This is a genomic window from uncultured Pontibacter sp. (assembly GCF_947492645.1).
In the GTDB taxonomy this organism is placed as follows: domain Bacteria; phylum Bacteroidota; class Bacteroidia; order Cytophagales; family Hymenobacteraceae; genus Pontibacter.
Map to the genome: position 1 here is coordinate 25,194 of NZ_CANLMZ010000015.1, position 25,823 is coordinate 51,016.

General features: G+C 43.9%; 27 protein-coding genes. 10 read left to right on the forward strand and 17 right to left on the reverse strand.

Going from position 1 to position 25,823, the window contains the following annotated elements:
• Positions 1 to 61 precede the first annotated feature (61 nt).
• Both Q1A23_RS18220 and Q1A23_RS18225 read left to right on the forward strand, forming a co-directional pair.
• Positions 62 to 1,855, forward strand: coding sequence for an acyl-CoA dehydrogenase family protein (locus Q1A23_RS18220; RefSeq protein ID WP_299826088.1), 1,794 nt, complete (start codon positions 62 to 64; stop codon positions 1,853 to 1,855).
• A 91-nt stretch (positions 1,856 to 1,946) separates the two neighbouring features.
• The gene (locus tag Q1A23_RS18225; protein WP_299826090.1) at positions 1,947 to 2,681 is read left to right on the forward strand and encodes a glycosyltransferase family 2 protein; all 735 of its coding nucleotides are present in this window, start codon (positions 1,947 to 1,949) and stop codon (positions 2,679 to 2,681) included.
• A gap of 77 nt (positions 2,682 to 2,758) precedes the next feature.
• Here Q1A23_RS18225 and Q1A23_RS18230 read toward each other — a convergent pair whose 3' ends face one another.
• The gene (locus Q1A23_RS18230) at positions 2,759 to 4,213 is read right to left on the reverse strand and encodes a hypothetical protein (RefSeq protein ID WP_299826092.1); all 1,455 of its coding nucleotides are present in this window, start codon (positions 4,211 to 4,213) and stop codon (positions 2,759 to 2,761) included.
• Between the two features lie 419 nt (positions 4,214 to 4,632).
• Between Q1A23_RS18230 and Q1A23_RS18235 the strand changes: the two genes are divergently transcribed.
• Positions 4,633 to 4,842 carry a hypothetical protein gene (locus Q1A23_RS18235; RefSeq protein WP_299826094.1) on the forward strand — a complete coding sequence of 70 codons (210 nt, stop codon included), beginning with the start codon at positions 4,633 to 4,635 and terminating at the stop codon, positions 4,840 to 4,842.
• Between the two features lie 148 nt (positions 4,843 to 4,990).
• Here Q1A23_RS18235 and recG read toward each other — a convergent pair whose 3' ends face one another.
• From recG to mutY, 5 genes are all read right to left on the reverse strand, one after another.
• A complete protein-coding gene (gene recG, locus Q1A23_RS18240) occupies positions 4,991 to 7,090 on the reverse strand; it encodes an ATP-dependent DNA helicase RecG (protein ID WP_299826096.1) in 2,100 nt (699 codons plus the stop codon).
• Positions 7,091 to 7,207: 117 nt separating this feature from the next.
• Positions 7,208 to 7,783: a gliding motility lipoprotein GldD gene (gene gldD, locus Q1A23_RS18245; protein ID WP_299826200.1), complete on the reverse strand. Its 576-nt coding sequence runs from the start codon at positions 7,781 to 7,783 to the stop codon at positions 7,208 to 7,210.
• 13 nt (positions 7,784 to 7,796) lie between these two features.
• Positions 7,797 to 9,167, reverse strand: a complete 1,371-nt coding sequence (gene gldE, locus Q1A23_RS18250) for a gliding motility-associated protein GldE (RefSeq protein WP_299826097.1) — start codon at positions 9,165 to 9,167, stop codon at positions 7,797 to 7,799.
• Positions 9,168 to 9,193: 26 nt separating this feature from the next.
• Positions 9,194 to 9,652, reverse strand: coding sequence for a single-stranded DNA-binding protein (locus Q1A23_RS18255; RefSeq protein WP_299826099.1), 459 nt, complete (start codon positions 9,650 to 9,652; stop codon positions 9,194 to 9,196).
• Positions 9,653 to 9,756: 104 nt separating this feature from the next.
• Positions 9,757 to 10,848 carry an A/G-specific adenine glycosylase gene (gene mutY, locus Q1A23_RS18260; RefSeq protein WP_299826101.1) on the reverse strand — a complete coding sequence of 364 codons (1,092 nt, stop codon included), beginning with the start codon at positions 10,846 to 10,848 and terminating at the stop codon, positions 9,757 to 9,759.
• A gap of 324 nt (positions 10,849 to 11,172) precedes the next feature.
• Between mutY and Q1A23_RS18265 the strand changes: the two genes are divergently transcribed.
• From Q1A23_RS18265 to Q1A23_RS18275, 3 genes are all read left to right on the forward strand, one after another.
• On the forward strand, positions 11,173 to 11,478 hold the full coding sequence (locus Q1A23_RS18265; RefSeq protein ID WP_187068752.1) for an HU family DNA-binding protein: 306 nt from the start codon (positions 11,173 to 11,175) through the stop codon (positions 11,476 to 11,478).
• Between the two features lie 60 nt (positions 11,479 to 11,538).
• Positions 11,539 to 12,405, forward strand: a complete 867-nt coding sequence (locus Q1A23_RS18270) for a tetratricopeptide repeat protein (RefSeq protein WP_299826104.1) — start codon at positions 11,539 to 11,541, stop codon at positions 12,403 to 12,405.
• A 206-nt stretch (positions 12,406 to 12,611) separates the two neighbouring features.
• Positions 12,612 to 14,210: an Rne/Rng family ribonuclease gene (locus Q1A23_RS18275; protein ID WP_299826106.1), complete on the forward strand. Its 1,599-nt coding sequence runs from the start codon at positions 12,612 to 12,614 to the stop codon at positions 14,208 to 14,210.
• Between the two features lie 98 nt (positions 14,211 to 14,308).
• Here the strand turns inward: Q1A23_RS18275 and Q1A23_RS18280 are convergent, their stop codons facing one another.
• On the reverse strand, positions 14,309 to 14,917 hold the full coding sequence (locus Q1A23_RS18280; protein ID WP_299826108.1) for an outer membrane beta-barrel protein: 609 nt from the start codon (positions 14,915 to 14,917) through the stop codon (positions 14,309 to 14,311).
• Positions 14,918 to 15,044: 127 nt separating this feature from the next.
• On the opposite strand from Q1A23_RS18280, the gene gldB reads away from it, so the two are divergent.
• Together gldB and Q1A23_RS18290 are read left to right on the forward strand one after the other, a co-directional pair.
• Positions 15,045 to 16,046 (forward strand): gliding motility lipoprotein GldB, encoded by a 1,002-nt coding sequence (gene gldB / locus Q1A23_RS18285; RefSeq protein WP_299826109.1) that lies wholly within the window; start codon positions 15,045 to 15,047, stop codon positions 16,044 to 16,046.
• A 17-nt stretch (positions 16,047 to 16,063) separates the two neighbouring features.
• Positions 16,064 to 17,263, forward strand: coding sequence for a glycosyltransferase family 4 protein (locus Q1A23_RS18290; RefSeq protein WP_299826111.1), 1,200 nt, complete (start codon positions 16,064 to 16,066; stop codon positions 17,261 to 17,263).
• Positions 17,264 to 17,426: 163 nt separating this feature from the next.
• Here the strand turns inward: Q1A23_RS18290 and Q1A23_RS18295 are convergent, their stop codons facing one another.
• Complete coding sequence (locus Q1A23_RS18295; RefSeq protein ID WP_299826113.1) at positions 17,427 to 17,810, reverse strand: nuclear transport factor 2 family protein; 384 nt, start codon at positions 17,808 to 17,810, stop codon at positions 17,427 to 17,429.
• 238 nt (positions 17,811 to 18,048) lie between these two features.
• Here Q1A23_RS18295 and Q1A23_RS18300 point away from each other — a divergent pair, with 238 nt between their 5' ends.
• Complete coding sequence (locus Q1A23_RS18300) at positions 18,049 to 18,519, forward strand: hypothetical protein (protein WP_299826114.1); 471 nt, start codon at positions 18,049 to 18,051, stop codon at positions 18,517 to 18,519.
• Positions 18,520 to 18,580: 61 nt separating this feature from the next.
• On the opposite strand, the gene Q1A23_RS18305 is transcribed toward Q1A23_RS18300, so the two are convergent.
• The 7 genes from Q1A23_RS18305 to Q1A23_RS18335 all read right to left on the reverse strand — a co-directional run bounded on the left by Q1A23_RS18305 (position 18,581) and on the right by Q1A23_RS18335 (position 22,949).
• Positions 18,581 to 19,168 (reverse strand): phospholipid scramblase-related protein, encoded by a 588-nt coding sequence (locus Q1A23_RS18305; protein ID WP_299826116.1) that lies wholly within the window; start codon positions 19,166 to 19,168, stop codon positions 18,581 to 18,583.
• A gap of 150 nt (positions 19,169 to 19,318) precedes the next feature.
• The gene (gene nth, locus Q1A23_RS18310; RefSeq protein ID WP_299826118.1) at positions 19,319 to 20,002 is read right to left on the reverse strand and encodes an endonuclease III; all 684 of its coding nucleotides are present in this window, start codon (positions 20,000 to 20,002) and stop codon (positions 19,319 to 19,321) included.
• Positions 20,003 to 20,020: 18 nt separating this feature from the next.
• A complete protein-coding gene (locus tag Q1A23_RS18315; protein ID WP_299826120.1) occupies positions 20,021 to 20,251 on the reverse strand; it encodes a hypothetical protein in 231 nt (76 codons plus the stop codon).
• Complete coding sequence (locus Q1A23_RS18320; RefSeq protein WP_299826122.1) at positions 20,226 to 20,828, reverse strand: sigma-70 family RNA polymerase sigma factor; 603 nt, start codon at positions 20,826 to 20,828, stop codon at positions 20,226 to 20,228. Before Q1A23_RS18320 ends, Q1A23_RS18315 begins: the two co-directional genes overlap by 26 nt.
• A 466-nt stretch (positions 20,829 to 21,294) precedes the next feature.
• Positions 21,295 to 21,684, reverse strand: coding sequence for a group III truncated hemoglobin (locus Q1A23_RS18325; protein ID WP_299826124.1), 390 nt, complete (start codon positions 21,682 to 21,684; stop codon positions 21,295 to 21,297).
• A gap of 240 nt (positions 21,685 to 21,924) precedes the next feature.
• Positions 21,925 to 22,266, reverse strand: coding sequence for a hypothetical protein (locus tag Q1A23_RS18330; RefSeq protein ID WP_299826125.1), 342 nt, complete (start codon positions 22,264 to 22,266; stop codon positions 21,925 to 21,927).
• A 329-nt stretch (positions 22,267 to 22,595) separates the two neighbouring features.
• The gene (locus Q1A23_RS18335) at positions 22,596 to 22,949 is read right to left on the reverse strand and encodes a hypothetical protein (protein WP_299826127.1); all 354 of its coding nucleotides are present in this window, start codon (positions 22,947 to 22,949) and stop codon (positions 22,596 to 22,598) included.
• A gap of 313 nt (positions 22,950 to 23,262) precedes the next feature.
• On the opposite strand from Q1A23_RS18335, the gene Q1A23_RS18340 reads away from it, so the two are divergent.
• The gene (locus Q1A23_RS18340) at positions 23,263 to 24,525 is read left to right on the forward strand and encodes an MFS transporter (RefSeq protein ID WP_299826129.1); all 1,263 of its coding nucleotides are present in this window, start codon (positions 23,263 to 23,265) and stop codon (positions 24,523 to 24,525) included.
• A 58-nt stretch (positions 24,526 to 24,583) separates the two neighbouring features.
• On the opposite strand, the gene Q1A23_RS18345 is transcribed toward Q1A23_RS18340, so the two are convergent.
• Together Q1A23_RS18345 and Q1A23_RS18350 are read right to left on the reverse strand one after the other, a co-directional pair.
• Positions 24,584 to 24,703: a 30S ribosomal protein THX gene (locus Q1A23_RS18345; protein ID WP_299826131.1), complete on the reverse strand. Its 120-nt coding sequence runs from the start codon at positions 24,701 to 24,703 to the stop codon at positions 24,584 to 24,586.
• A gap of 60 nt (positions 24,704 to 24,763) precedes the next feature.
• Positions 24,764 to 25,801, reverse strand: a complete 1,038-nt coding sequence (locus tag Q1A23_RS18350; protein WP_299826133.1) for a T9SS type A sorting domain-containing protein — start codon at positions 25,799 to 25,801, stop codon at positions 24,764 to 24,766.
• Positions 25,802 to 25,823: the final 22 nt, after the last annotated feature.

Below are 25,823 nucleotides of genomic sequence, written 5' to 3' on the forward strand. Positions count from 1 at the left end.
AGCAAAACCAACATAACAAAACTAACTATAACTGTATCTAGAATCTTAAAACATACAATCCATGGAAACTCAGAATAAGACCGCAATACTAAAAGGTGGTGAGTTCCTGATAAAGGAAACGAATCCGCAGGACGTATTTATCCCGGAAGAATTTAACGAAGAGCAGCGCATGATGGCCCAGACCTGTCTGGACTTTGTGCAGGAAGAAGTACATCCGCTACTGGAAAGACTGGATAACCATGAAGAAGGCCTGATGGAGAACCTGATGAAAAAGGCAGGTGAGCTTGGGCTGTTTGCTGTATCTGTGCCAGAGCAGTACGGTGGTCTGAACATGGATTTCAATACAGCTCTCCTTGTAACAGAGTCAGTAGGTGGGGGGCATTCGTTCCCGGTTGCTTTCGCGGCGCACACAGGTATCGGTACATTGCCTATTTTATACTTCGGTACTGAAGAGCAGAAGCAGAAGTATGTGCCAAAACTGGTAAGCGGCGAGTGGATGTCGTCTTACTGCTTAACGGAGCCAGGTTCTGGTTCTGATGCCCTGGCAGCTAAAACCAAAGCCTTTCTAAACGAAGCCGGTACGCATTATATATTGAACGGTCAGAAAATGTGGATCACAAATGCAGGCTTTGCAGATGTATTCATTGTTTTCGCGCAGGTAGATGGTGAAAAGTTTACCGGATTTATAGTCGAGAAAGATTACCCGGGATTAAGCCTTGGTAACGAAGAGCATAAAATGGGCATCAAAGGCTCATCTACCCGCCAGGTTTTCTTAACAGACTGCGAAGTACCGAAAGAGAACGTGCTGGGCGAGATCGGTAAAGGCCATTTGATCGCTTTTAACATCCTGAACATTGGTCGTATTAAACTATGCGCTGCTACGCTGGGTGCATCTAAGAGCGTAGCAAGCCTATCTGTGAAGTATGCCAATGAGCGTCATCAGTTTAAACTGCCAATTTCCAAGTTTGGCGCTATCCGTTACAAACTGGCAGAGCAGGCCATCAGAATTTACGCTGTAGAGTCGGCGCAGTATCGTGCCGGTATGGATATTTACCGCATGGAGCAGGAACTGATGGCAGCCGGCAAAGACGAGAACGAAGCGCTACTTGGTGCTGCCCGCGAATTTGCCGTAGAGTGCGCCATGCTGAAAGTGGAAGGCTCTGAAGTGCTGGATTATGTAGTAGACGAAGGCGTGCAGATCTATGGTGGTTATGGTTTCTCAGCCGACTACCCAATGGACCGCGCGTACCGCGACTCGCGTATCAACCGCATTTTTGAAGGTACAAACGAGATCAACCGCATGCTTACCGTGGATATGATCCTGAAGAAAGCCATGAACGGAGAGCTTGACCTGATGGGACCTGCGCAGAACGTACAGAACGAACTGATGGCCATTCCGGATTTTGGTGCGGAAGAAGAAGGCGGCATTTTTACTGCAGAGTATAAAGCGATCCGTAACCTGAAAAAAGCTATACTTTTAGTAGCAGGCACAGCCGTTCAGAAATACATGCAGTCGCTGGCGAAAGAGCAGGAAGTGCTGATGAACATTGCCGATATGGCTATCAAAACTTACGTAGCCGAATCTACGCTGCTACGTGTGGAGAAACTGATCGGTATGAAAGGCGAGGAAGCGGTAGCCAACCAGATTGACATAGCAAAAGTAGTCCTGAATGATGCCGTGGATGCTTCGTTTATAGCTGGTAAAGAAGCAATCGCCTCTATGGCTGAGGGAGATGAGCAGCGACTGTTGTTCATGGGCCTGAAGCGCTTCACTAAAAAAGACCTTTATAACACGAAAGAAGCGCGCCGCCGTATAGCTGCCGCCCTGATAGAGGCAAACGAATACGCTTATTAATTTTTGACCATTTATAGTTTTGAAAGGCTTTCTCTTTAGGAGGAAGCCTTTTTTGTTTTAGTATCTACATCAAAAGGGAAGTATAAAACTCTTGAATCAGAATTTATACTTGGATAAGGCAAAGGCCGTAGCCGCTTTTACGTATTGTGATAATTACACTATTAGTTTTAAGTACTTGTCTATGAATGTAAGCTGCCTTATACCTTGTTTTAATGAGCGTGAGCGAATAGCGGGGGTGTTAAACGTAGTAACTAGGTCAAGGTACATAAATCAAGTTGTTTGTATAGATGATGGTTCTACAGATGGTACTTCAGGCTTCATCAAAGCACATTGGCCCGCAGTAGAAGTAATCCGGTTACAGCATAACAAAGGAAAAACAGAAGCGATAAGGCATGGCCTGCAGTATGTGCGGCACGATACTTTACTGATGATAGATGCTGACTTGCAGTACCTGAGGCAGGATGAGCTGGAGGCAGCCCTTGAAGCCTACCAAAAGTATACTGCTGTTGATATGATTATCATGCGCCGCATCAACTCGCCCTGGTTTGTGAAGTGGTATCGCAGCGATGTGTTGCTATCCGGTGAGCGCATCCTTAAAACCGCTGACCTGGCGCAGATACTAAGGCAAAAACTAAAGTGCTATCAACTCGAAGTGGCTATCAACCGCTACATGCTGCTGCATAAAAAAGTTGTGCGTTGGATGCCATGGTCAGCCATGAATACATATAAAGTAGATAAACTAGGCGTGCTGGATGGCTCCCGCAAAGAGTTTAATATGTATGTGGATATCGTTAACTACGTGGGGTTATCGCACATGTGCCTGTAGCTGGCGTCTTTTACAAAAAAACTAGGACATACTAACTTACCAACACAAAAGCATAAACGGCAGATATACTTTTAGGATTACTTTAGCTGAATGTGACTAAGGCGTAAACCATTTGCTTTTTTGCTTGGGCGCACTACTGTTATAATATTTTTGTCGGTAAGCCAGGTTGTGAAGCTCTTTACATATGCCTGTTCTTTGTCGTTGGCTACATTCAGGCGTACACTTTTGGGGGCAGTTGTTTTGCCGGTCTTCGTATCTATCTGGCGCAAGTATAAATCATACTTCCCTTCAAGCTCTTCTAAAGTTAGCAGGTTTAAAGTGTTGTTGCTTAAATAAGCATTGTACGAGATACCTGTAAAAGCCTCGTCTGCGGGTGCCTGCTGGTTTTTTAGCAGCACCGAGCTCCAGGCAGTACCCATGTATTCGTCGTAGGTAAACAGGTGCAGGTCTTTAGCAAAGTATGGCGCGTTCTCACCGCCCTCGGTATACTTCTTCTCCGCAATTACAGTCAGGTTGCCATTTTCGGATAAAAAGAGGTCGGAGAGGTAGATATCCTCGAGACGTTTGGTTGTATTGCTTTTATCCGTAGCGGTTACTTTGGCTACATATTCTGGCGTAAATTTAAACTCTTCGGCAAAAACCATGTCTTCAGCCTCAAAATCAAATTTAACGGCTTTAAGGCTGTGGTATTTGCCTCCTGCTTCTTCTGCCGTTAATACAGCGCCATAAAGTGTGTTGTTAGGCATTAACTCAAATTTAGAGTCCAGTATGTATACTTTTTGTCCGCCGTATACGCCACCTACCAATACACTCATAACTTTAGCTGTTGGTGCACCTGGTTTATACTGCCGCACCGTCAGGCGGTTCATGTCTTCTGAGATAAGGCAAACGTACTGCTCGCCGTTATTACCCACCTTAACATCAGCTGTAAGTATACCCAGCACATCACTTAGGTTATACTTGGTTTCTGTTGCTTTCTGGAAGTTGCTATCATAAAGTATGCTGCTGATATCCTTTATCTGGTGATTGTTATCGGTATGGTAGCGGTAAGCTAATAATTTAGTGCCATCTGCCGAGGCGGCTATACTTGCTCTACGCCCTTTTGCTGGTGCCTCTACGAGTAAAAATGCCTCCTGTTTCTGCCCAGTTTGCAGATTGATGCGGTGGCCGAAAAGCTGCTGCGTAGTTTCGTTTGCTCTGCGCGTGATAACAAAGGCTGCTGCATCAGATTTATAAAAGGCTTCTACTGTTTCGGTGCCTGCTAAAGGTATATCGGCTTGCCATGCTGGTTTAAGCGCGGTATTGTACTTCTCTACAGAATAACTGTTTGCGCTCTGGCGGCTAAGTATAATAAACTCATTTTGCGATAGCGGGATGGTCTTTTGTGCTATACGCTGGTTATACTGGTCTTCGCCTTTCTCAGGTAAATAAGTAAAATCTGTTGAGGCTTTCGTTTTAGATTGCGCGTAAATGTGCTGCGAAGAACAAAGAAAGCACAGAAACAAAAAGTTTAGGATGAGAAGCTTTTTCAAGGGAAGTATAAATTTGTTAGCAACACCTAAATATACGGTACGAGTATCAAAGTATAAACTTCTTATTAAGGATGTTTATTTTACCTGCTTTAGCTGATTGGTGTAAGCTATGCTAAAGTACATGCCATAGCTTATACTTACAACACTTTTAAAGGGCATGGTTTAGCAGGAAGGTGTTGCTGCAGCTGCTCCTGTATCAGAATTAAAGAGTATAACGCTTTAACTATTGTTTCTCGTGGAACTCTTGCAAGGAAAAGAATCAACAACAAATCGTCATATCAAAATATAGCTAAACTTAGAGTGCGTTGGCATTGTAATTAGTAGTATAGAGTTTGTGTTTACAGGCTTTCACCAAATAAAGGCCGGGTACAAAAACTTGCTCAAGCTTTAACCGGTACATCAAACCATATACTTTATATATGAAATCTATTCTCAAACTCTTTTTGTTTATGGGGATAATCCTCCTGAGCAAACTAACAAAAGAAAGTGAGATAGCAACAGCAACTGTGAAAACCGGCAGCGTAAAGAGTTCTTTTACAAATTTCAAACAGCAACCTGACCAGCTCAGCGAGTCGGAGGAAAACAAAGAAACTTTTAACGAAGCAATCACTAAAAATAGAGGGATGTAGGGAAGAATTAACTTTTACAAAACACCAATCTTACCAATAATCTTCTTTGAGCGTTAGAAAACAGCGTTCAGTTGCTTCTGTAGCTATAGCTTCTGAGTTATGGCCTGTATTAAACTACAGGTACTTTAGATGTGCACACCTGTTAAGCTTAGCTTATTCTACTCCAGTTTACGGCATTGGCGCTAAGCGATTGTATATGCCTGCGGATGTTGGTGTGCTGCGGCTGCTCTAACTGTGGGTCTTGTTCCAGTACACGCTGTGCTGCCGCACGTGCCTCCTGAAGTATAGGTGCATCTTTAGCCAGATCCGATATTAAAAGGTCCAGCACGCCGCTTTGCTGTGTACCCATCAGGTCGCCGGGGCCGCGAAGCTTCAGATCGATGTCGGCTATCTCGAAGCCATTGTTGGTGCGTACCATTGTTTCCAGCCTGGTCTTACTGTCCTTGCTTAGTTTATAGCCGGTCATGAGTATACAGTAGCTTTGCTCGGCACCCCGGCCTACACGCCCGCGCAACTGGTGCAACTGCGACAATCCAAAGCGCTCTGCACTCTCTATTACCATTACAGATGCATTTGGTACGTTTACACCTACCTCAATTACAGTTGTGGCCACCATTATCTGCGTCTCGTGGTTTACGAAGCGCTGCATTTCATAATCTTTGTCCTGTGGCTTCATTTTGCCGTGCACCATACTTACCTTATACTCCGGAAAGGCGCGCTGCACGCTTTCAAAACCATCCATCAGGTCTTTGTAGTTCTCCATCTGCTCCGACTCCTCTATAAGCGGGTACACGATGTATACCTGCCTGCCGAGCTTTATCTGCTCCCGTATAAACTGGAACACGCGCAGGCGGTGCGAATCGAAGCGGTGTACTGTAACAATCTCTTTACGGCCGGCTGGTAACTCATCTATCACGGATACATCCAGGTCGCCATATAAAGTCATGGCCAGAGTACGGGGAATCGGAGTGGCCGTCATTACGAGCACGTGCGGGATAACGCGCGGGTTCTTGCGCCACAGTTTGGAGCGCTGCTCTACTCCAAAACGGTGCTGCTCATCCACAATGCAGAGGCCCAGATTTTGGAACTGCACCACATCCTCCAGTAGTGCATGCGTGCCCACAATCATTTTCATATCGCCGGAGCGCAGTTGCTCGTGCAAAACCTTGCGGTCTTTTGTTTTGGTAGAGCCGGTTAATTTCCCCAGGTTTATACCTAGCCTGTCGGCAAAGGCTTTTAATCCTACATAATGCTGGTCGGCCAGAATCTCGGTTGGTGCCATCAGCACCGACTGCGCTCCATTGTCTGCGGCTATCAGCATGGTTATAAAAGCCACGATTGTCTTACCCGAGCCTACATCCCCCTGTAGCAGGCGGTTCATCTGTTTGCCGGCTGTCAGGTCAGCATATATTTCCTTTATAACCCGCTTCTGCGCATTGGTCAGGTCAAAGGTCATATGGTTTTTGTAGAAGTCGGTAAGGGTGGCGGTGTTTCTGAATATTTGTCCTTTCAGGTCAGCCTTGCGCACTACCTTTTGCCGGAACAGGCGCAGTTGTATGTAAAAAAGTTCTTCAAACTTTAACCTGAACTTAGCCGCATTATACTTTTCTGTAGACTGCGGAAAGTGTATGTTGATAAGTGCGCTGCGTTTATCGGTAAGGCGGTAATGGTCTATCAGGTCAGGAGAAAGGGTTTCCTGAATGTTGGGTACAGCCACTTTCAGCAAATGCTCCATCATTTTGCTGATGACTTTGCTATCTATCCGGTGAGCCTTTAGCTTTTCGGTGGTGTTGTAAACCGGCTGCAGAAAGGAGGTAGTTTGTTTTTCTTCAGCTAATTCCTCCAGGTCGGGGTGCGCCATGCTAAAGCGCCCATTAAACTCTGTAGGCTTGCCAAACACAATATAGTCTGTGTGGTTCTTCAGCGATTTCTCCATCCACTTCACACCCTTAAACCACACCAGTTCCAGCTGGTCACCGTTCTCATCTACAAGCGTAGCCGCCAGGCGTTGCTTTCTGCCTTCGCCTATCAGCTCTTTGCCACGCACCCGTCCGCGCACCTGCACATAAGGCATGCTTTCATCCAGCTCAGACACTTTGTAAAATTGAGTCCGGTCCAGGTAGCGGAAAGGGTAGTGCTGTATCAGGTCGCCGTACGTGAAGATCTGCAACTCTTTCTGGAGCAGCTCTGCGCGCATTGGTCCTACGCCTTTCAGAAATTCTATCTTAGTATGGAAGAAGTTGCTCACGCTTTGGCTTGCTTAAGGTGAAAGTATGGCAAGTACAGATTACAAATTTAAGCAAAAGCCCCTGAAGTATAAATTACTGCAGGGGCTTTCTCATGTATTGCTTACTGATCAGACGAATTAATTAGTGGCATTTTGTTCTTTCCACTTAAGGGTATTCAGCATATGCACGATATCCTTTTTTACAAACTCTATAATAGGAGCCAGGGAATCGTTTTGTGTGGCAGTTCTGAAGTATAGGGCGCCTCTTAAAAAATGTGTGGTAGAGTCGGTAACATAGAACTGAAACTGGCTTGGCACTTCACCTTCCAATTCAAAAACTGATGCTACTGCTCCCGAGGGCGTTTTTACTTCAGTTTCCTCAATCGAATATGCTTTGATTTGGTGCTTACCTGTTAGCTTGCGTGCATCCTCAATCAGGTCGTTCAGCATCTTCTGGTTGTTGTTTAGGCTTTTGTAGGTAAGCTGCACGTTGGCTCCCATACCTGTGTAAAGCACATTAATCCAATGCGGTTGAGCAATAGACGAAGAATCTGGGCGGATTTTAGCATGTTTTGAAAACTCGAAAGTATAGGGATGATCCTCCTGCAGCTGCTGATAAGTTTGCGCTGGCAGATCGATCCGGTTATAGCCTTTTGGTTTTGGTGTATACTCAGCTCCGCAAGCTACCATACTAGCCGCTAAGCCAAACCACATCAACAGCTTAAGCTTAGCTAACTTTATGGTAGTGTTCTTTTTTGTTTTTAACATTGATTTTTACTCGTTTTATACGCTTAACGTCAGCTGATTCTATAGTAAAGTGGAAACGGCCATACTTTGCTTCTTCGCCTACGCGCGGTATCCGTGAGAAAAGTGCCAGCATTAAGCCTGCTACAGTTTCGTTCTCGCCCTTAACTTCATTAAAAGCATCAAAAGGTAATTCTGTTATCTTAAGGAAGTCGTGGAGGGATGTTTTGCCGTCAAAGATATAGGTATTTTCGTCTAATTGAGAGTAGATAATGTCATCATCCTCATCAAATTCATCGTTTATCTCGCCCACTATTTCTTCTACAATGTCTTCAAGGGTTAGCAAGCCGGCAGTAGCGCCATACTCATTAACCACAATTGCCATGTGCACGTGCTTCTCTTTAAACTGCTGGTACAAATCAGCGATTCGTGTATTTTCCGGCACAAAGACAGGAGGTCTCAGCAGCCTTAACCAGTTAAAGTCATCGCTCTGGTCCAGGTAAGGCAACAGGTCTTTTACATAAAGTATACCATCAATCCTGTCTGTGTCTTTGGTATAAACCGGCACGCGGGAATATCCCCATTTAACAATCTGAGGTAGAAGGTCCGGCAGCTTCGTGTTGGAATTGAAGGCCACGATATCTACGCGGGGCCGCATTATCTGCTTTACAGATATTGCACCAAAGTTTACCACGCCTCGTAAAATCTTGCGCTCCTCCGGTGATGTCTCTTCATTGGTCAGAGCTACATCAAGGCTATGGTGCAACTCTTCGATGGTGTGGTTGTAGCCGCGTATCATATAGTGCTTATCAATGTAGTTGCTGATGCCAGTCATCAGTACGGACAAAGGCTTTGCTACAAACTGCATGTATTTTATGAGCGGTACAGTACGGCGTGCAACTGCCAGCTGGCGTGTTTGCACATATACTTTGGGCAGGAGCTCACCGAAAAAAACAATGAAAAATGTGGCTGTTAAAACGCAGGCGGCCAAAGTAGCTGCTGTTAAGCTCTTGGTCCCAAACATTTGCCATGCCACATAAGCAAACAAAGTAACGATGCTTACATTGATGCCATTGTTAAAAACCAGCAGGGTGTTCAGAAGCTTTCTAGGGTTTTGGAGCAGGCTGTGGATTGTGCGCTCAGCGGGTGCCGGGCTGTTTTTGCACTCCTCTAGTTCCTGTTCTGATAAAGAAAAAAAAGCTGCTTCTGCCCCTGAAACAAGGGCAGAAAGCAGCAAAAGGATAAAGCCGGCAAAAATTGCCGCTATATATTCAATCCTGAGTTGGTCAAACGACGTCTGGAATAACTGAAGTAAACTATAACTCAGGGGGTCTCCGGAATCTATACTTTCCAAAATTACTTAATTGGGTCAAACATTGGTTAGAACGGCAGGTCGTCTGGCTCGTCGTTCTGGCTGGCAGATGTGTTACCACCATAGTTTCCTCCGCTAGAAGCAGTAGAAGAAGCTGTTTCCTGGTAGTTTCCTCCGCCACCGTTTCCGTTATCGCTACGGCCACCCAACATAGTCATGTTGTCGGCTACAATCTCGGTGCTGTAACGCTGGTTGCCATCCTTGTCCTGATACTGGTTTGTTCTGATCTTACCTTCAATAAAAACAGATTGGCCTTTGCGCAGGTATTTTTCAGCTACTTCAGCCAAGCCTCTCCACACAACAATGTTGTGCCATTCGGTTTTTTCCTGCTTTTGTCCGCTCTTGTCTTTGTAAGACTCAGATGTTGCTAAAGGGAAACGGGCCACAGCCACGCCGCCTTCTAAATGACGTACTTCAGGGTCTTTGCCCAGATTTCCGATAAGAATTACTTTGTTTACACTTGCCATGTCTTTTTGTCTTAAATAGTTAATTGATTTGGGCTACTCCGGCAACCTAGCCGGAGGCAAATATGGCTTACTGAACTACAAATATAGAGGTATAAAAGTTCAGTTTATAAATGTACTAAAATCCTGGCATCTTTCAAATAGTTATTGATAAGAACAGGCTTCGGAAGTTCATCTATTTTTTGGGGGTTATAAAGCGCCAGCCTTGCCTCCTGTTCTACATTACTGTGCAGTTTATCTTTAAGTTTTATCAGGTAGAAATGGGCTGTTATTTTCTGATGGCTGAGGATGTGTTTATACGTTTTGGCAGACGGTATTATTTGAGCTGGCTGCACAGGAATGCCGGCACCGTTAAGTTCCTGTAGCAGCAACGTTTGGTCAACAACTTTGTCGGTGCTTTCATAGAGGTAAAAGTCGTACAGTCCCTGCCATATGTCCCCTTCCAATCGCTTGCGCAGGTAATATTGCCCTTGCCACTCAAACACCAGGTAGTGAAAATATCTTGGCCGCGCTGCCTTCGCTTTAGATTTTACCGGTAGTTCCTGCACCATGCCGTGGTTAAAGGCAAAGCAAGTTCGCTGAAAAGGGCAAAACAGGCAATCTGGCATAACAGGCGTGCATTGTATAGCGCCAAACTCCATAATGGCCTGGTTGTATACATCTGGCTCGTCAGCAGGGACCAATTCATCGGCCAGTTTTTGAAACACCTTGCGCGAGGCGGGCGCTGCAATATCATCTGTAATGCCAAAAACGCGCGCCAGCACTCTAAATACGTTGCCATCCAGCACAGCTACTCTTTCACCGAAGGCAAAGGTGGCAATGGCGGCGGCAGTATAGCTGCCCACACCCTTTAATTTTAGGAGTTTCTCATACTTATTGGGGAAGTTGCCGCCATGCTGCGCCACTACCTGCTGTGCGGTATGGTGCATGTTGCGCGCCCTAGAGTAGTATCCAAGGCCCTGCCACAGGCGAAGAACTTCGTCTTGCTGTGCAGCGGCAAGATGCTGTACAGTTGGGTAAGTATGAATGAATTTATAATAGTAAGGCAGGCCCTGCGCCACCCTGGTTTGCTGAAGTATTACCTCTGATAACCATATAAAGTATGGATTTGTCGTGTCGCGCCAAGGCAAGGCGCGCTTGTTTTGGTTGTACCATCTTATCAGAGAGGTAGGAAAGTGAGCTGTTGGCGCAAGTGCCATATTGTTAATATGTTATCTTATAAACTATCAGGATGGAACAGGTAAATGTAATCATTTGTTTTGAACGCGACATTACCTGGAGGTTCCTGAAATATAACCCTGCATGGGGCGTTATGGTATCGGGCTTGTGGCACAGGTATTGCAATAATTCAAATTATCAGGTTAAAAAGGTAAGTATCAGCCTGTAATAATTTGCACGAATGCTTTTACTTATCGAAAAGTAAAACTACCTTTGTGCCCCTAAAATCAGCAAGTTTTATGTAACTATCTGATTCATAATTGGTGGAAATTATCTTATTATTAAATTTATAAAAATCTAAGAAAGTGACTAAAGCAGAAGTAATATCAGAAATTGCTGATAAAACAGGGATTGATAAGGCGGATGTACAGGCTACAATAGAGGCTTTTTTCAAGGTTGTGAAAGACTCTATGGCTGATGGCAACAACATCTACGTGAGAGGTTTTGGTAGCTTTGTGAACAAAAAGCGCGCGAAAAAAGTAGCACGTAACATCTCTAAAAATACGTCTATCATTATCGATGAGCACTTTATTCCGAGCTTTAAGCCGTCTAAAACTTTCATCCAGAAGATTAAAAACAGCAAAAAGATCAAAGAATTAGCTACTGCTTAATTTTTTGTATCTTTGCAGCGCAAATTTGTTATTATTGATTAACTATTAAAGGTAAAAAGAATGTCACGGTCCCAAATCCTGATTGTAATAATAGCTGTCGCGATGGTAGCCGCTATATTCTTTTTGCCTAAAGTAGTTGTTAATGATGACAAAGACAGCTTGGCAAAGGCCGAAACCGCAGCCGCCGTACCAGAAGGACACTCAGAGGATGATGGCCATGACCACGGTGCAGAGGCAGGAGCCACCGCAGACGTGCATACGCGCGCAACGCCAGAACAACTTTTGGCTTTGACTACAGCACGTGCCAAGTATAATAAAGCAGCTGATGACCAGACAAAAAACCGTTTGGCTGCAGAACTGGCAGCAGCTTATGCTACTGTTTCAAAACACGATAGTGCCGGTTATTATTACGAAATAGCAGCTAAAGCCCGTGGTGGCGAAAAAAGCTATAAGAGAGCAGGCGATGCGTATTATGAGGCATTTACATTTGCAGCCACACAGCAACGCGCTAACGAGTTAGGTGCCAAAGCACGTAATATGTATGAGCAGGTGCTTAAAAACAATCCGTCGGACCTGGATGCGAAGACAAATGTTGCAATGACCTACATCGCTACATCAAACCCGATGCAGGGTATTACGCTGCTGCGTGAGGTGATCGCATCGGATCCGAACAACCAGAAAGCGCTGTTTAACCTGGGTATACTTTCTATCCAGTCTAACCAGTACGACAAAGCCGAAGAGCGTTTCCGCCATTTAGTTTCTGTAAACCCAGAGCATGTGGAAGGAACATTCTACTTAGCTTTATCTTTGGCCAATACAGGCGCTAAAGAAGAGGCTAAAGCCTTATTTAACAAGGTAAAAGGCATGAGCAACGATCCTGCCCTTGCAGCCTCTGTTGATGAAGAACTAGCAAAATTAAACCAGTAGTTAAAGATTTTTTTAAAACATAAACGTACAAGACTATGCCTTGCGGAAAGAAAAGAAAAAGACATAAGATCGCTACTCACAAAAGAAAGAAGCGCCTAAGAAAAAACAGACATAAGAAGAAGTAATTTCTTCTGCGTAGTATGAGGCCCACATTGCATAGCAATTGTGGGCTTTGGTCTATACATCCAACTAATCTTTGAGAAAAATTGAGTAATGAACTAATTATCAATTCTACTCAGGATGGAGAACGCATAGCGCTTTTAGAGGACAAAAGACTAGTAGAGTATCACTTCGAACGTAAAGACACAAATTACATCGTTGGTGATATTTTTCTGGGTACTGTTAAAAAAGTGATGCCAGGCCTAAACGCTGCTTTTATTGACATTGGCTACCAGAAGGATGCATTCTTGCACTACCACGACCTGGGAGCTAATATTAAAACACTTAATAAGTATTTAAAAGCAGCTCAGACTCAGAAGAACGCAACGCCTAAACTTAACCAGATTAAATTTGAGCCAGAGATAGACAAGCTGGGCAAAATAGCTGATGTGCTTAAAAAAGGACAGCAGCTGTTAGTGCAGATTGTAAAAGAACCTATCTCTACAAAAGGCCCAAGACTTTCCTGCGAAATTTCTTTAGCAGGGCGATTTTTGGTACTCGTGCCGTTTTCAAATACGGTAAGTGTATCTAAAAAAATCGTCAGCAAAGAAGAGCGCACCAGGTTAAAACGCCTGATCACTTCGATCAAGCCCGAAAACTTTGGTGTGATCATCAGAACAGTAGCAGAAGGACGCGAAGTAGCAGAACTCGACAGAGATTTGCGCAATATGCTCGCAAACTGGGAAGAGGGATTTCAGACGTTGAAAACGGCAAAAACCTGTGACAAAGTTATAGGTGAGTTGAACCGTTCTTCTTCCATTTTGAGGGATTTGTTAAACGAAAGTTTTGATAACATAGTGGTAGACGATAGTCAGCTCTATGATGAAATCAAAACGTACATCGGGAGTATTGCACCAGATAAGTTAAAAATTCTGAAGCAGTATACCGGTAAAACCAAAACCTACGAACACTTTCACATCGAAAAACAGCTTAAAGCTGCTTTCGGTAAAACAGTAACTATACCTGGTGGCGGATACCTGGTGATAGAGCACACCGAAGCACTACATGTGGTCGATGTGAATAGTGGGAATAAATCTAATACCGAAACCGATCAGGAGGCTACAGCGCTTAACGTGAACATGATGGCTGCCAAAGAAGTGGCACGCCAACTGCGCCTTCGGGATATAGGTGGTATCATTGTGGTGGACTTTATTGATATGAAGACACCGGAAAACCGCCAGAAAGTTTATGAGGTTGTTAAAGAAGAACTTAAAAGAGACCGATCAAAATCTACAGTTCTTCCGATCTCAAAATTTGGCCTGATGCAAATTACGCGACAACGTGTAAGGCCAGAGCAAAATATTATAACCGGCGAAGTTTGCCCAACATGCAACGGTACCGGTAAAATTACAGCCAGTATACTGGTTACAGACGAAATTGAAGCAGCGGTAGACGACCTGCTGACAAGCCACAACTATAAAGGACTTATAATTTACCTGCACCCGTTTGTGTACGATTACTATACCAAGGGTTTAGTGTCCAAGCAAACAAAATGGTTCTTTAAGTACTTTAAGTGGGTTAAGCTTGTAAAAGATACATCACTTGGCATTACTGATTTTAGAGTAATGGATGATCGGGGTGATGAAATTGAATTACGTACGACTTTTGTTGAGGCGGACGTAATACAAGACAAAGACGAAGAGTAAATAATATATTTTGCAACAAAAAGCCGCTCCATAATACTTGGAGCGGCTTTTTGCTTTTAATGTGATTCGATTATGTACTTATAAAAAGTAAGCTATACTTAAAACTTAACACCCACATCAAGTGAGAAACTGCTGTTTTTAATGGCAATGTTCTTGTCGTTTAACACATCACGGTAATAATCGTCGATGTTAGAAAGGCCTCTGTGGTAAGTAAGTCCTGCGAAAAGCTTTGTGCTTTCACCCATCTGGAATTCTGCACCGCCACCAAGTATAGCATCAGCCTCAAAAACGCTGAAGCGCTTTGCAACCTTTCCACCATTGATTACCTTTTCGTCGTTTACCTTGGCAGCAACTTTTGTGTTAAGCGAGCCACCTACCTGGAAGTATAAAATGGTGCCGGGTGCAACATCGTTTGTAAATAGCTTAAGGGTAATAGGCAATTCAATATACTGTACTGCATTATCATCCTTGGGTCTAATTGGATTGCCAGTTTCATCAGTACTTGCATAAGAGAGCTCGCCGCCTTTGCTGCGGTATACAAGGCCAGTACTGAACGCGTAGTTTTGGGCAAAGAAATAATCAGCTACAACCCCAACGCCTAAACCTAATTTACCTCCTTCGTTTTTAAAGTTATACTTATCTTCGGCTATAAAACGCGGGCTAGAAATGGTTGGAGAGATCATTAAACCTATTTCTACCTGAGCCATAGTTGTAAACCCGGTTAATAAAAAGAGTACTAAGAGTGTGATTTTCTTCATGAGCATAATTAAATTGATGCATTAGTGTTACACTAATACGTAATAACCCTCTATTTTTGTACAAATATACAAGATAATGTATTACAGAATTTTAATACTAGCATTACTCTTGCTCTCTTTTGGGTGCAAAGACAACAGTTGCGATATACCTGAAGAAGTAGCAAGTATACCGGTACAGGTTGAGATAGAACGATTGGAGGAGCCATTCTTTCGTGCTGAAAATAGCGGGCAAGTTGGCCAGTTCCTGGATAAAAACCCACTATTCGCGGATATTTACCTGCAACGTAGCGAGTACCCCTCAGACTCTGTGTTAATCAAATCTTTGCTGCCCCTAACCACAAATGCCTCGTTGGATACCTTGGTGCAGGAGGCAGTAGCTAAGTTTGGTGACATGCAGCCGGAAAAAGAGCAATTAGAAACAGCCTTCAAATTTATCAAGCATTACTACCCTGACTATAACGTGCCGCAGGTAAAAACATTTGTTACCGGGCTTGGCACATTAGGCAACGATTTGTTTGTATCAGATACACTCTTAGTCTTCGGCCTTGATTATTTTATAGGCAAAGAGGCTACATATCGCCCCCAGGCTTACGAGTATATTTTAAAGCGATACGAGCGCGAAAAAATGGTGCCTGCTGCTATGCTCCTGCTCTCAAACAGGTTTAATAAGACAAACATTACCGATAGGTCGCTGCTTTCAGAGATGATTAGCATGGGCAAGGCTTATTACTTTGTAAAAGAAGTGATGCCTTGCACACCAGATTCGCTTATCATAGGTTACTCTGGCCAGCAGTTAGCCGATGTGCATCGCAATGAGGGGCGTATCTGGGCACACTTTATAGAAAAAAGCCTATTGTATGAGAAGAATCCATTCCAGATTCAGAAATATATAGGTGAACGCCCGTCAACTCCCGAAATAGATAAAAATGCACCTGGCCGTATTGGGACCTGGCTTGGTTTGCAGATTGTGCGCACCTACATGGAGCGTAACCCAAATGTAACGTTGCAGCAGCTAATGGCCGATACAGATTACCGGAAAATATTTGCTGAATCAAAGTATAAGCCAAAGAAAAAGTAACCTACGGGTAAGCCTTGATGCATATAGCTGTCTTTAACCAACACCACCACAACCCCGACTGCCCTGCCACCTGCAGGCACTATACCTTTCTGGAGGAGCTGGCTAAGCGGCACCAAGTAACCCTTATTACAAGTAACGGTTGGCGCAGCATCAGGATAACAAACAATTTCAGCTGGGCTCCCAAAGGTGTAACCCTGCATGAGTGTGAAGTGCCTTATGCAAATAAGATGGGCATTTTACAGCGGTTGTTTTCGTTTACCAGCTATTCAGCCTACAGTTTCTGGAAGGGGTTGACGATGCCTAAGCCAGATGTGATCTGGGCTGTGTCTACGCCACTAAGTACGCCTTTTGTAGCGGCACAAGTAGCACGCCTGCGCAACGTACCCTGGGTTTTTGAGGTGCAGGACCTGTGGCCAAGCTTCCCGATAGAGATGGGGGCAGTAAAGTATAAATGGTTGCAGCGGCTGCTTTATCGCACCGAGAAAAACCTATACAACAGCGCCAGCCAGGTTATCGCGCTTTCACCGGATATGAGTGCATACATAGTGGAGCTTGGGATAACAGCAAGTAAGGTGAAAACCAATTATAATGGTACTGATATTAATCAGGCAGATGCTGTATGCGTGCAGGATGTAGAAGTGTTGCGCGCCAAGTATAAGCTGCAAGGGCAGCAGGTTGTGCTCTACGCCGGCACTTATGGCCGTGCAAACGACATACCTACATTGATGCAGACTATTAGAAGTATGGTTGCTGATACAAGTATAACATTTATACTTACAGGAAACGGCTATTATGAGCCGCAGCTCCGGGAGCTGGCAGCGGAGGTGCCAAATCTGCTGCTACTGGACCCGCAGCCCCGGCCAGAAGTATTTAAGCTGTTTAAGCTCGCTGATCTTTCGGTGGTTACTTTTAATGATTTGCCTGTTCTGGCTACTAATTCGCCCTCTAAGTTTTACGATAGCCTTGCCTGTGGGACACCAGTTATTGTTACTAACCCTGGCTGGACAAAAACCTTTGTAGAAGAAAACGAGGTAGGGTGGTACACACCAGCAGAGCAGCCTGAAGCGCTGGAAAAGTGTATAAAATTTGCCTTGAGCCAACCCACAGCTCTAGAAACAGCAGGAGCCAACGGTGAGGCAATTGCTCGTAAGTTGTTTAACCGGAAGCAGCTGGTGCAAGAGGTAGAGCAAGTATTAATAGGAGCTGCGAAAATCTAACAGAGCGGTTATTCTGTACTTGTAAAGCTGTACGTTGTTCTCAAACGTTTTTAGGTATAGGTGCTTTAAATGCATCGTCTTTAAGCAAAGCTGTTCATTAGTTCATGCTACTGCCCTGTTGCGATGTTACCCGCACTTTACGTATAGTATAAAGTAGGTGATGTCAGCTTATATCCTGGATCGTGAATATTTTGCCATCTTTAAAAGTAAATATGGATTTACCTGACAAGGTAAGCGTTTCGCCGGCTTTTAAACCATTTGGTAAGTTTACAGCAAGTATAGCGTTGTAGTTTATAGTCGCTTCAATCTTATTTGCTTTCTCTGAAATGCTGCTTATACTTTGCTGCCTTTGCTTAAAGTACTGGATTGCCTGCCTTGCCTGTTCTCCAAATGCAGCTTTGCCCTTAGTGGTTGTGTTAACTTTTCCGTCGGAGATATTCTCGAATTCTACTTGCTCGTGCAAATGTTGTAGCATCCCCTCCACATCAAATTTATTATAGGCGTCTATGTAGCTGCGAATAACATTCTGTTGGTCCATGTTTTTCATAACGTATTACTGTTATAGTAGGGGTTAATTTAATATTTTTTTTATCTGTATAAAAACCAGGTTGTTAAATATGATTATGCCTGCGGAAAGCAGCTGGTGCAATACGCACTGGCACTACTTAGAGTTAATTGTTTTATTTTTTGGCACAGCTTTTGGGTATGTAAAATTAAGAGGGCGAATAATCCTAGGCTTCAGCTCTGCTTAGCAAAAGAACAATCTAACCTATAAATAGAAAAAGATGAAAAAGATCATAGCAATGTTATCGCTGGGTGTGTTTATGGCAGGTGCAGCTTATGCTCAGAATGCTCCGCAGAAAGAGAAAAAGCAACGCACAGAGCAGCGCGGTGAGCGTATGCAAAAACAGAAAAAGTCTCCTGAAGAGATGGCCGCCAAGCGCACCGAAATGCTTACTAAGAAGTATGACCTAAACAAATCGCAGCAGAAAAAGCTGGAGGCATTAAATTTAAAGCAGGCAAAGGAAAAGAATGCTTTACATGCTAATAGAGGCGAGGCCAGAAATAAGGAGAACATGCGCAGCGAGAGACAGGCTAGCAGAGCACGTTACGAAGCTGAGTTAAGAGACATCCTGAACAAAAAGCAATATGCCCAATACGAAGCAGACAAAGCTGAGATGAAGGCAAAGCATGAGCAGAAGCGCGAACACCGAAAAGGTGGTCCGCGTGGCGAGAGACAGCAGCAAAAAAGCTAATAGTATGAGAATGCAGAAGGGAGGCCAAAAGCCTCCCTTTTTTGTTTATGCGAGGGTTAGTTTATTCTTTCAGCACCATATCGATGCTCATGACAGCGCCAAGTATAAGCAGGCGAATATTATTATCTTGTGGCACCTGGTCTGTTATAGTTAGCATATAGTTGTCGGCAGAGGTAAAAAGCTCTTTGCCAATGCCCGCCCATTTTTTACTTACGTGCGCAAACTCCAGGTTGTCTTTCACAAATTTAAAGTCCCAACTGGTCCATTTGCCTTGCAACGAGAACAGATAATTTTCGTGAGCGTCTAAAATGTTGAATTTGCCTCCGATAGAGAAGAACTTCTGTTTCAGCCTTCCAATTACTTCGTCGTTCTCGTCGAGCACCTCTACTGTAGATACAAAAAGAACTACGCCTCTGCGCACCGTGAGCACTTTTTCTCCTGCAGCAGTTCTTATCTCGATGTTAAAAGGCGTCATCCTTTTATAATCTGTAAAGCGGATAAGCCTCGTGAAGAAGCCTAAGCTTTCTTCGCGGCAGGTTAGGACTAACTCTTGTGTATCAGGGTTGTAGATATCGAAATTATTGGCAGCTTTAAATATGCCGGTGTGTTCTTTTACGAAGTATGAGTTTTGGTTAAGCGCTGGGTGCATGCAGTAAGGTTAGTTTGTTATAGAGGGCGATATTTACACTTCTGGTAAAGTATAAACAGGCAATATAGGAAAATTATAGTATAAGCATCAAAGTATGAAAGCCCACGGCACCTATAGTTACAGCAGGTTTTATACTTTATACTTCAGCCCTTACATCCCTCCAACCTTATTTTCAGGATCATCCGGAATATTGGGGAAATTTTTCTGGAAAAATGCGCAGAAGTGGGTAAGGGGGCATTCTTCGCATTTAGGGCGGCGGGCAACGCAGATGTAGCGGCCATGAAGTATAAGCCAATGATGGGCTTTGGCTACCAAGTCGTTTGGCAGGTTTGCTACCAGCTGCTTTTCTACCTCCAGGGGCGTTTTTGCAGTTTTAGTTACCAGGCCCAAACGTTTACTAACCCTGTACACATGCGTATCCACGGCCATGGCAGGCTGGTTCCAGATAACGGATACAATAACGTTGGCCGTTTTGCGGCCCACCCCGGGTAGCTTTACCAGTTGCTCCACCGTATCCGGTATCTCAGAATTAAACTGCTCTACCAGCATTCTGCCCAAACCGGCCAGGTGCTTGGCCTTGTTGTTGGGGTACGATATACTTTTAATGTAAGGGAATACCTCCTCTGGGGTAGCCGCTGCCAGGTGCTCCGGCGTAGGGAAAGCCTCGAACAGGGCGGGCGTTACCATGTTTACGCGCTTATCAGTACATTGCGCGCTTAGTACAACGGCAAGTATAAGCTCGTAGGGGTTAGTATACGCGAGTTCGGTTTCAGGCTCCGGGAAGTTGTGCGTGAAATATTCTACCAGCAGCCTGTAACGTTCTTTCTTCAGCATAAAAAAAGTTTGCAATCATTAAGACTGCAAACTTAAGCTTTTTGAGTAATTAAGTATATTTTGTACAGCACGCTTGTGAGGGCTCTTAAGCGCATTGTCTAAAAGGTTCTGGATCTGTAGGAGCTCTGAGCAGCTTTCGGCCAACTCTTCGTCGTGCATAAATGCCGTTTCCAGTTGTTCAGAGGCATTTTTTGCCAATTCATCATAAACGTACTGGATCAGCTCATTCTGAGTAGAGGTTTTTATCATAAGCAATGTTACTGTTTAGCATCTTTTTCCTCAGGTTAATAAGCGCATAGCGCATACGACCCAAGGCTGTGTTGATGCTCACACCGGTAGCGTCGGCTATCTCCTGGAAGCTCATGTCGGCGTAATGGCGCATCATAAGCACTTCCCGCTGCGATTGTGGCAGCGTTTGGATAAGCTCTCTCAGGCGGGCATGCGTGTCTTCTTTTACCTGTAGCTGTTCTGCAGAGTCTTCTGCAAAAGCCATGGTATTAAACACATTGCTGCCGTCCTCCAGCGTGATCATCGGGCTACGTTTCTCTTTACGGAAAAAGTCGATTGCCAGGTTATGGGCAATACGGCATATCCAGGACGAGAACTTGCCTTCTTCGTTATACCTGCCGCTCTTCATGGTGTGGATAGCCTTAATAAAAGCATCCTGCATCAGGTCTTCGGCTGTATACGTGTCCTTAACTATTAATAAGATCGTGGTGTAAACTTTGTTTTTGTGTCTGTTTACTAGCTGTTCAAACGCATTCTCATTACCTGCGATGTAAAGCGAGACTAAAGCAGAGTCGCTTACTTGCGTAGTTGTATTCATCTTAAAGCTACATTAGTTTAACGTAGAGCTTTATATCATATTGTTGCGTTTAGGTTTTAAAACAAAGTTTTTTTGAAGTGAAGAATCAAATATATGTAATGCATTTTATTTGTGCAAGAGCAACTTCATACTCTTGTAAAATTTAAATCATCACCTTTTACATTTTAAAACTCCCTTTGGCAGGAGTGCCTATACTTGATGTTTTCCTTATACGATAGTATAATATAAAAGAGTGTCAAAATCTTTCAATTTAGTTTTCCACATATAGTAAATAGGCCTTATTAAATAAATAAAGCTACTTTTAGCCAGAACAACTCTCAAATCTAGCCTGCTAAATTGCATAGCATAACGTATGCGGCGGCGGTTATTTTGTGCACCGCAGTAATACTGTACCCCCAAAAACAATAGAAGCCGGCAACACATGTAATGTGTTGCCGGCTTCTATTGTTTCCGGGCAAAGCTGATGCTACATAACCGGCTGCTTTATGCTGGAATCAATCAAGCCCATCCTCATCTGGAAAACCAACGCAATGCTGCTTGCCTTTTGTTTTGCTTCTGTCACCTTGGCGCCTTCAAATAAATTATCAGCAGTTTGAGTGAATAACTCTATCCAACGTGCAAAGTGGTGCCGATCAATCGGCAGGTCTATGTGCTTCGGGAACGGTTGTCCTTTATAAGCCATGCTTCCAAGCAATACGGTGCTCCAGAAAGTATACATCAGGGGTAAGTGGTGCTCCCATGCAACGTTGGCATGTCCGTTAAAAACTGGCGATAGCAGTTCGTCTTGGTTTACAGCATCATAAAATGTGTCTACCAGCAATTTTATATCTTCTTCGTTTTCCAGGTCTCTTTTCATAAACGCATTACTTCATCAGCTGTTAAAGCAAGGGAGAATTTGTCTCCTGCCAATAAACGCAAGTATACTGGCTTTACAGGCCACATAAAATGACTAAGGTCATCTTAGGCCTAAATAACTGCAGAATTGCAGGAAGAGCTTAATCTGGAGCCGAAGTTGGAAACAGGAAACTAGAGGGCATAAAAAATCCTTCGAAAGAGCTGAGGACCTTGTCGAAGGATAGTCTAAATAAATGAGTTACTATTTCCTGCTGTAGCCTTTCAAGCGGTTCAGGATAAGCAGTAGCTTACGGTTTATTTCGCGTTCTTCTACTGGCTTACATTGTGCGGTGATGTCGCATGGTTTCTGTAGCTTTTTCTCTAAAGCCTTCAGGTGTTCAAGATAGCATTCCAGCGTGGTGCAGGATACATTCTTAAAAGTGGAGTCGGTGCTGTCTCCGTTTTCAGTTTTATACTTCAGGTTAATGGCTTTCGATATCTCAACGTTTATCATTTTTGTTAAGTCATCGTCTGTCTTAATTTCCTGCTGGTACACCTTCTGCTCGATGTTCTCCAATAAATATCGGATGTCCAGTTGTTTCATAATTCTAATCTTAATGTTGTTAAATTAGTTTAAAATGCCTGTCCGGTCCACTAAAGTACGCTTTACAAGTGCGTGTGTTCTAGCGGAATAGTTAAAATAGCATTACGGTAATCTTTACTTCAGTTTAGTAACAATACAGTAACAGAATGGTTACTTTAGCTAAATTTTAATAGGCCGATTGGCTTTTGCTGAGTTTACGCACGGACGGCTAGCTATGAATTTTTATACTTGAGTTAGATAGCTTGAGTTGCCCTGAAAGAGCATAAAAAGTTAAAAAGTTTTTCCAAGCCTTTCGTGCATGCTTTCATAGAAGCGTGGCTGAAGCCAATTCATATATTTTGCTGCTTTCGCTCCAGCCATAACAGGGCATCGTGCTCATTTATAAAGTATCTAATTGTCAGGTTATTATTGGTTCTTACTAGTGGGGTTCCCTTTGTGATAAGCTCTTTTTGTAGCGGCAGCATCAGGTATGCTATATAGGTATGTATAGATAATGTTTTGTCCAGAGCCAGTACCAGATCTTTTTCAAATGCGAAAGCTTTGTCGGAATAGGAGCGCTTACGCAGATCTTGCAGCCAAAAGTTGGTTTGGTAGGTTTTTGCCAGTTCAAGAACAGCCTGATAACCTTCAGCTACCTGAATCAGGTCTGCATCGTGCTGCCATCTGCAAAAAAGTACCTTCATGTCTTGCTGAAAAGATATGCTGACAAAATCATGATCGGTATAGCTGGAGGTGGTCATATATGCATAGCCTAGAAAGCATTTAACAGAAGGTGCCGGTAATATATAATGTTAGCTATTGCACGTGCATCGTAAAGCCAGGCATTGGATTCTGCTTGTTATAAGGTACAATTTGCGGATGCTAATACATAATAGTACGATGTTTGTAAATAAAAGTAGCTTTATTTGTATTAAACATATCCATAAAAGCTAATAAGTTATTTTAAGCAGCTGTTTCCGTAGCTTTGCAGCAGATGATGTTGCAACAAACCAAGTCATGAAAAGTACCCTCCGGCACGATCCTTTCGCGGTGCTGCGCATTCCAGATTTCAGGCTATATGTTTCGGCAAGGCTCTGTATCACACTTGCCATGCAAATACAGGCAGTAATTGTGGGCTGGCAAATTTACGATCTCACCAAAGACCCGCTCTCACTTGGGCTTATTGGGTTAGCGGAGGCATTGCCCTCTATCGTTGTGTCGTTATACGCGGGCTACGTGGCTGATATGGTAGCCCGGAAAAAAATAATTGTCACATTTATTTCGGTACTGCTCTTTTGCTCTGCAGCTCTGTTATTTTTTACAATTGATATAAGTAAATGGCTTGATGTTTACGGTGTATGGCCTATTTATGGCGTTATTTTTTTGAGCGGAATTGCAAGGGGATTTATGGGGCCAGCTATTTTTTCGTTTATGCCGCAGTTGGTGGCTTCGAAACAACTGTATGCTAATGCCATTACCTGGAGCACAACTACCTGGCAGGCTGCTTCTTTGGCTGGGCCTGCTTTGGGCGGCTTGCTATACGGTTTCTGGGGTGTAAGTATAGCCTACGCTACTGATGCTGTGCTTGTACTGCTGTCGCTTGTGTTTTTCGGGCTTATAGCCTCCAGGCCCCTGCCCGAAAACATCAACCCGCAAAATTTTAAGGACAGCCTTAGCACAGGCTTGCGGTTTGTGTTTGGCAACCAGGTTATACTTAGCGCTATCTCCCTTGATTTGTTTGCCGTACTTTTTGGCGGTGCGGTAGCGTTGCTGCCAATTTTTGCCTCTGATATTTTGGATATGGGGCCAGAGGCGCTTGGCTTTATGAGAGCTGCGCCTGCCATGGGGTTTGTATTGATGGCTGTAATAATGGCTTATAAACCGATATCGCAAAGTGCAGGCAAGAAAATGCTGTGGTGTGTGGCAGGCTTTGGCTTAAGTATAGTCTTGTTCGGATTGTCTACTAACTTTTGGTTTTCGATGGTGTTATTGGTGCTGAGTGGCGCTTTTGATAGTATTAGTGTTATCATCCGCTCTACGCTTATCCATACATTAACTCCAGAGTACATGAAAGGCAGGGTGTCTTCCATCAACAGCATCTTTGTGGGTTCCTCAAACGAAATAGGCGCTTTCAGGGCTGGGTCTATGGCGCGGCTTATTGGCGTTGTGCCTTCTGTGGTTTTTGGAGGAATTATGACTTTGCTTGTAGTTGGCGTTACTGCTTTTAAAGCTGATAAACTCCGGAGCCTTGACTTGAAGAACGACTCCGAGGAAGCATAGTATAAAAGAGGCGCTTCGGATAAGCTTATCCGAAGCGCCTCTTTTCTTTTAAAGAAAACTAAGAATTTGCTGTTTCCTTTTTTTCTTGTTGGGCTTTGTTGGCTTTACGGAGGCGTCTGTTGCCGTACGTGCCTTTACTGATTTTGCCTTTGCGTGATTTTTTATCGCCTTTTCCCATAAGTAATCTGGTTAGTTTAGTTTTGTATAAACACGCATACGAGAAAAAGGCAAAGGCAGGTTACTCTAATACTACCCGTTGGTGCACCACTTCGTTACCAGAGGTAGCGGTAAGTATAAAAAAACCTTTGTGTTGCCTTATATCTTCAGGTGTAAGCTGCGCCACGCCATTTTGCACCCGTTTACTCAGCACCACTCTGCCTGACATGTCTTTTAGCTCCAGCAGCGTTTCCTGTGCTGCTTTGCTCGTCCGGATCAGTACCTCGCAATCGCCACCACGGCAAGGGTTAGGATACATGACTACCTGCATGGCATCAGGCGCAGTACTGGTTACACCAATCACCATCGAGTACTCAAACTGCCCGTCAAAGTCTACCTGCCGCAGCCTGTAGTAATTTTCGCCGTTATGCGGTGCTGGGTCAATAAAAGTATAATCTATAGTTGTGGCAGAGTTGCCATGGCCATCTACTTTGCCAATTTGCTCAAATGTGGTACCATCTGCACTACGCTCTACTTCAAAATGGCTGTTGTTTTCCTCGCTGGCTGTGCTCCAGTTCAGGTTTATGCCGCTTTCTGTTGGCAAGCCTGTAAAACTGATAAGTTCTACAGCCAATGGCGTAATTGGCAAGCAAGGTTCATTAGAGTCGAGGCGTGCCTGCAGGTCTACGATCGGCGGTAAAGGAAATGGCCCGGTATAACTAAAGTTGAAAAATGGAATGCTGATTGTCCTGATCTCATAAGGAGAGATGATGATGTCGGGGGTTGCTGTGAAAGAGGCTCTGTCAACCGTAAACTCTATCGTAGAATTCGCTGCCAGTTGCTCCCGCGAAAGCAAGACTACAGTTCCGCCTACTGGTGCAAATATCAATCCATCGATGTCGTTGCAGGTACCTCCTTCATTTAAAAAAGCACTTAGCACAACTAGCAGAGTAGGAGAAGTAGGGCTTTCTTCTTGTATGGCTTCATAGGCAACAAAAAAACAATCATTCTCAAAGCTGCAAACTGATGTTGTAATCTGTGCTTTAGCATCACTAACGGAGAGTAAAAACAAAAAGGAAAAAACGGCAAATAGCCGGAATAGGGTATATTTATTTTTCATAGTTCAGGTTTGTTTAAAAAGC

Bases quoted from the DNA above. Each gene is read 5' to 3' on its own strand.
- Q1A23_RS18270 (WP_299826104.1), top strand. From the start codon at position 11,539: ATGTCACGGTCCCAAATCCTGATTGTAATAATAGCTGTCGCGATGGTA.
- Q1A23_RS18315 (WP_299826120.1), bottom strand. From the start codon at position 20,251: ATGATAAAAACCTCTACTCAGAATGAGCTGATCCAGTACGTTTATGAT.
- Q1A23_RS18320 (WP_299826122.1), bottom strand. From the start codon at position 20,828: ATGAATACAACTACGCAAGTAAGCGACTCTGCTTTAGTCTCGCTTTAC.
- Q1A23_RS18235 (WP_299826094.1), top strand. From the start codon at position 4,633: ATGAAATCTATTCTCAAACTCTTTTTGTTTATGGGGATAATCCTCCTG.
- Q1A23_RS18295 (WP_299826113.1), bottom strand. From the start codon at position 17,810: ATGAAAAACATGGACCAACAGAATGTTATTCGCAGCTACATAGACGCC.
- Q1A23_RS18335 (WP_299826127.1), bottom strand. From the start codon at position 22,949: ATGAAGGTACTTTTTTGCAGATGGCAGCACGATGCAGACCTGATTCAG.
- Q1A23_RS18345 (WP_299826131.1), bottom strand. From the start codon at position 24,703: ATGGGAAAAGGCGATAAAAAATCACGCAAAGGCAAAATCAGTAAAGGC.
- Q1A23_RS18300 (WP_299826114.1), top strand. From the start codon at position 18,049: ATGAAAAAGATCATAGCAATGTTATCGCTGGGTGTGTTTATGGCAGGT.
- Q1A23_RS18290 (WP_299826111.1), top strand. From the start codon at position 16,064: ATGCATATAGCTGTCTTTAACCAACACCACCACAACCCCGACTGCCCT.
- Q1A23_RS18330 (WP_299826125.1), bottom strand. From the start codon at position 22,266: ATGAAACAACTGGACATCCGATATTTATTGGAGAACATCGAGCAGAAG.
- gldD (WP_299826200.1), bottom strand. From the start codon at position 7,783: ATGTGGTTTGGCTTAGCGGCTAGTATGGTAGCTTGCGGAGCTGAGTAT.
- nth (WP_299826118.1), bottom strand. From the start codon at position 20,002: ATGCTGAAGAAAGAACGTTACAGGCTGCTGGTAGAATATTTCACGCAC.
- Q1A23_RS18280 (WP_299826108.1), bottom strand. From the start codon at position 14,917: ATGGCTCAGGTAGAAATAGGTTTAATGATCTCTCCAACCATTTCTAGC.
- Q1A23_RS18350 (WP_299826133.1), bottom strand. From the start codon at position 25,801: ATGAAAAATAAATATACCCTATTCCGGCTATTTGCCGTTTTTTCCTTT.
- Q1A23_RS18255 (WP_299826099.1), bottom strand. From the start codon at position 9,652: ATGGCAAGTGTAAACAAAGTAATTCTTATCGGAAATCTGGGCAAAGAC.
- Q1A23_RS18220 (WP_299826088.1), top strand. From the start codon at position 62: ATGGAAACTCAGAATAAGACCGCAATACTAAAAGGTGGTGAGTTCCTG.
- Q1A23_RS18340 (WP_299826129.1), top strand. From the start codon at position 23,263: ATGAAAAGTACCCTCCGGCACGATCCTTTCGCGGTGCTGCGCATTCCA.
- Q1A23_RS18305 (WP_299826116.1), bottom strand. From the start codon at position 19,168: ATGCACCCAGCGCTTAACCAAAACTCATACTTCGTAAAAGAACACACC.
- Q1A23_RS18325 (WP_299826124.1), bottom strand. From the start codon at position 21,684: ATGAAAAGAGACCTGGAAAACGAAGAAGATATAAAATTGCTGGTAGAC.
- gldB (WP_299826109.1), top strand. From the start codon at position 15,045: ATGTATTACAGAATTTTAATACTAGCATTACTCTTGCTCTCTTTTGGG.
- mutY (WP_299826101.1), bottom strand. From the start codon at position 10,848: ATGGCACTTGCGCCAACAGCTCACTTTCCTACCTCTCTGATAAGATGG.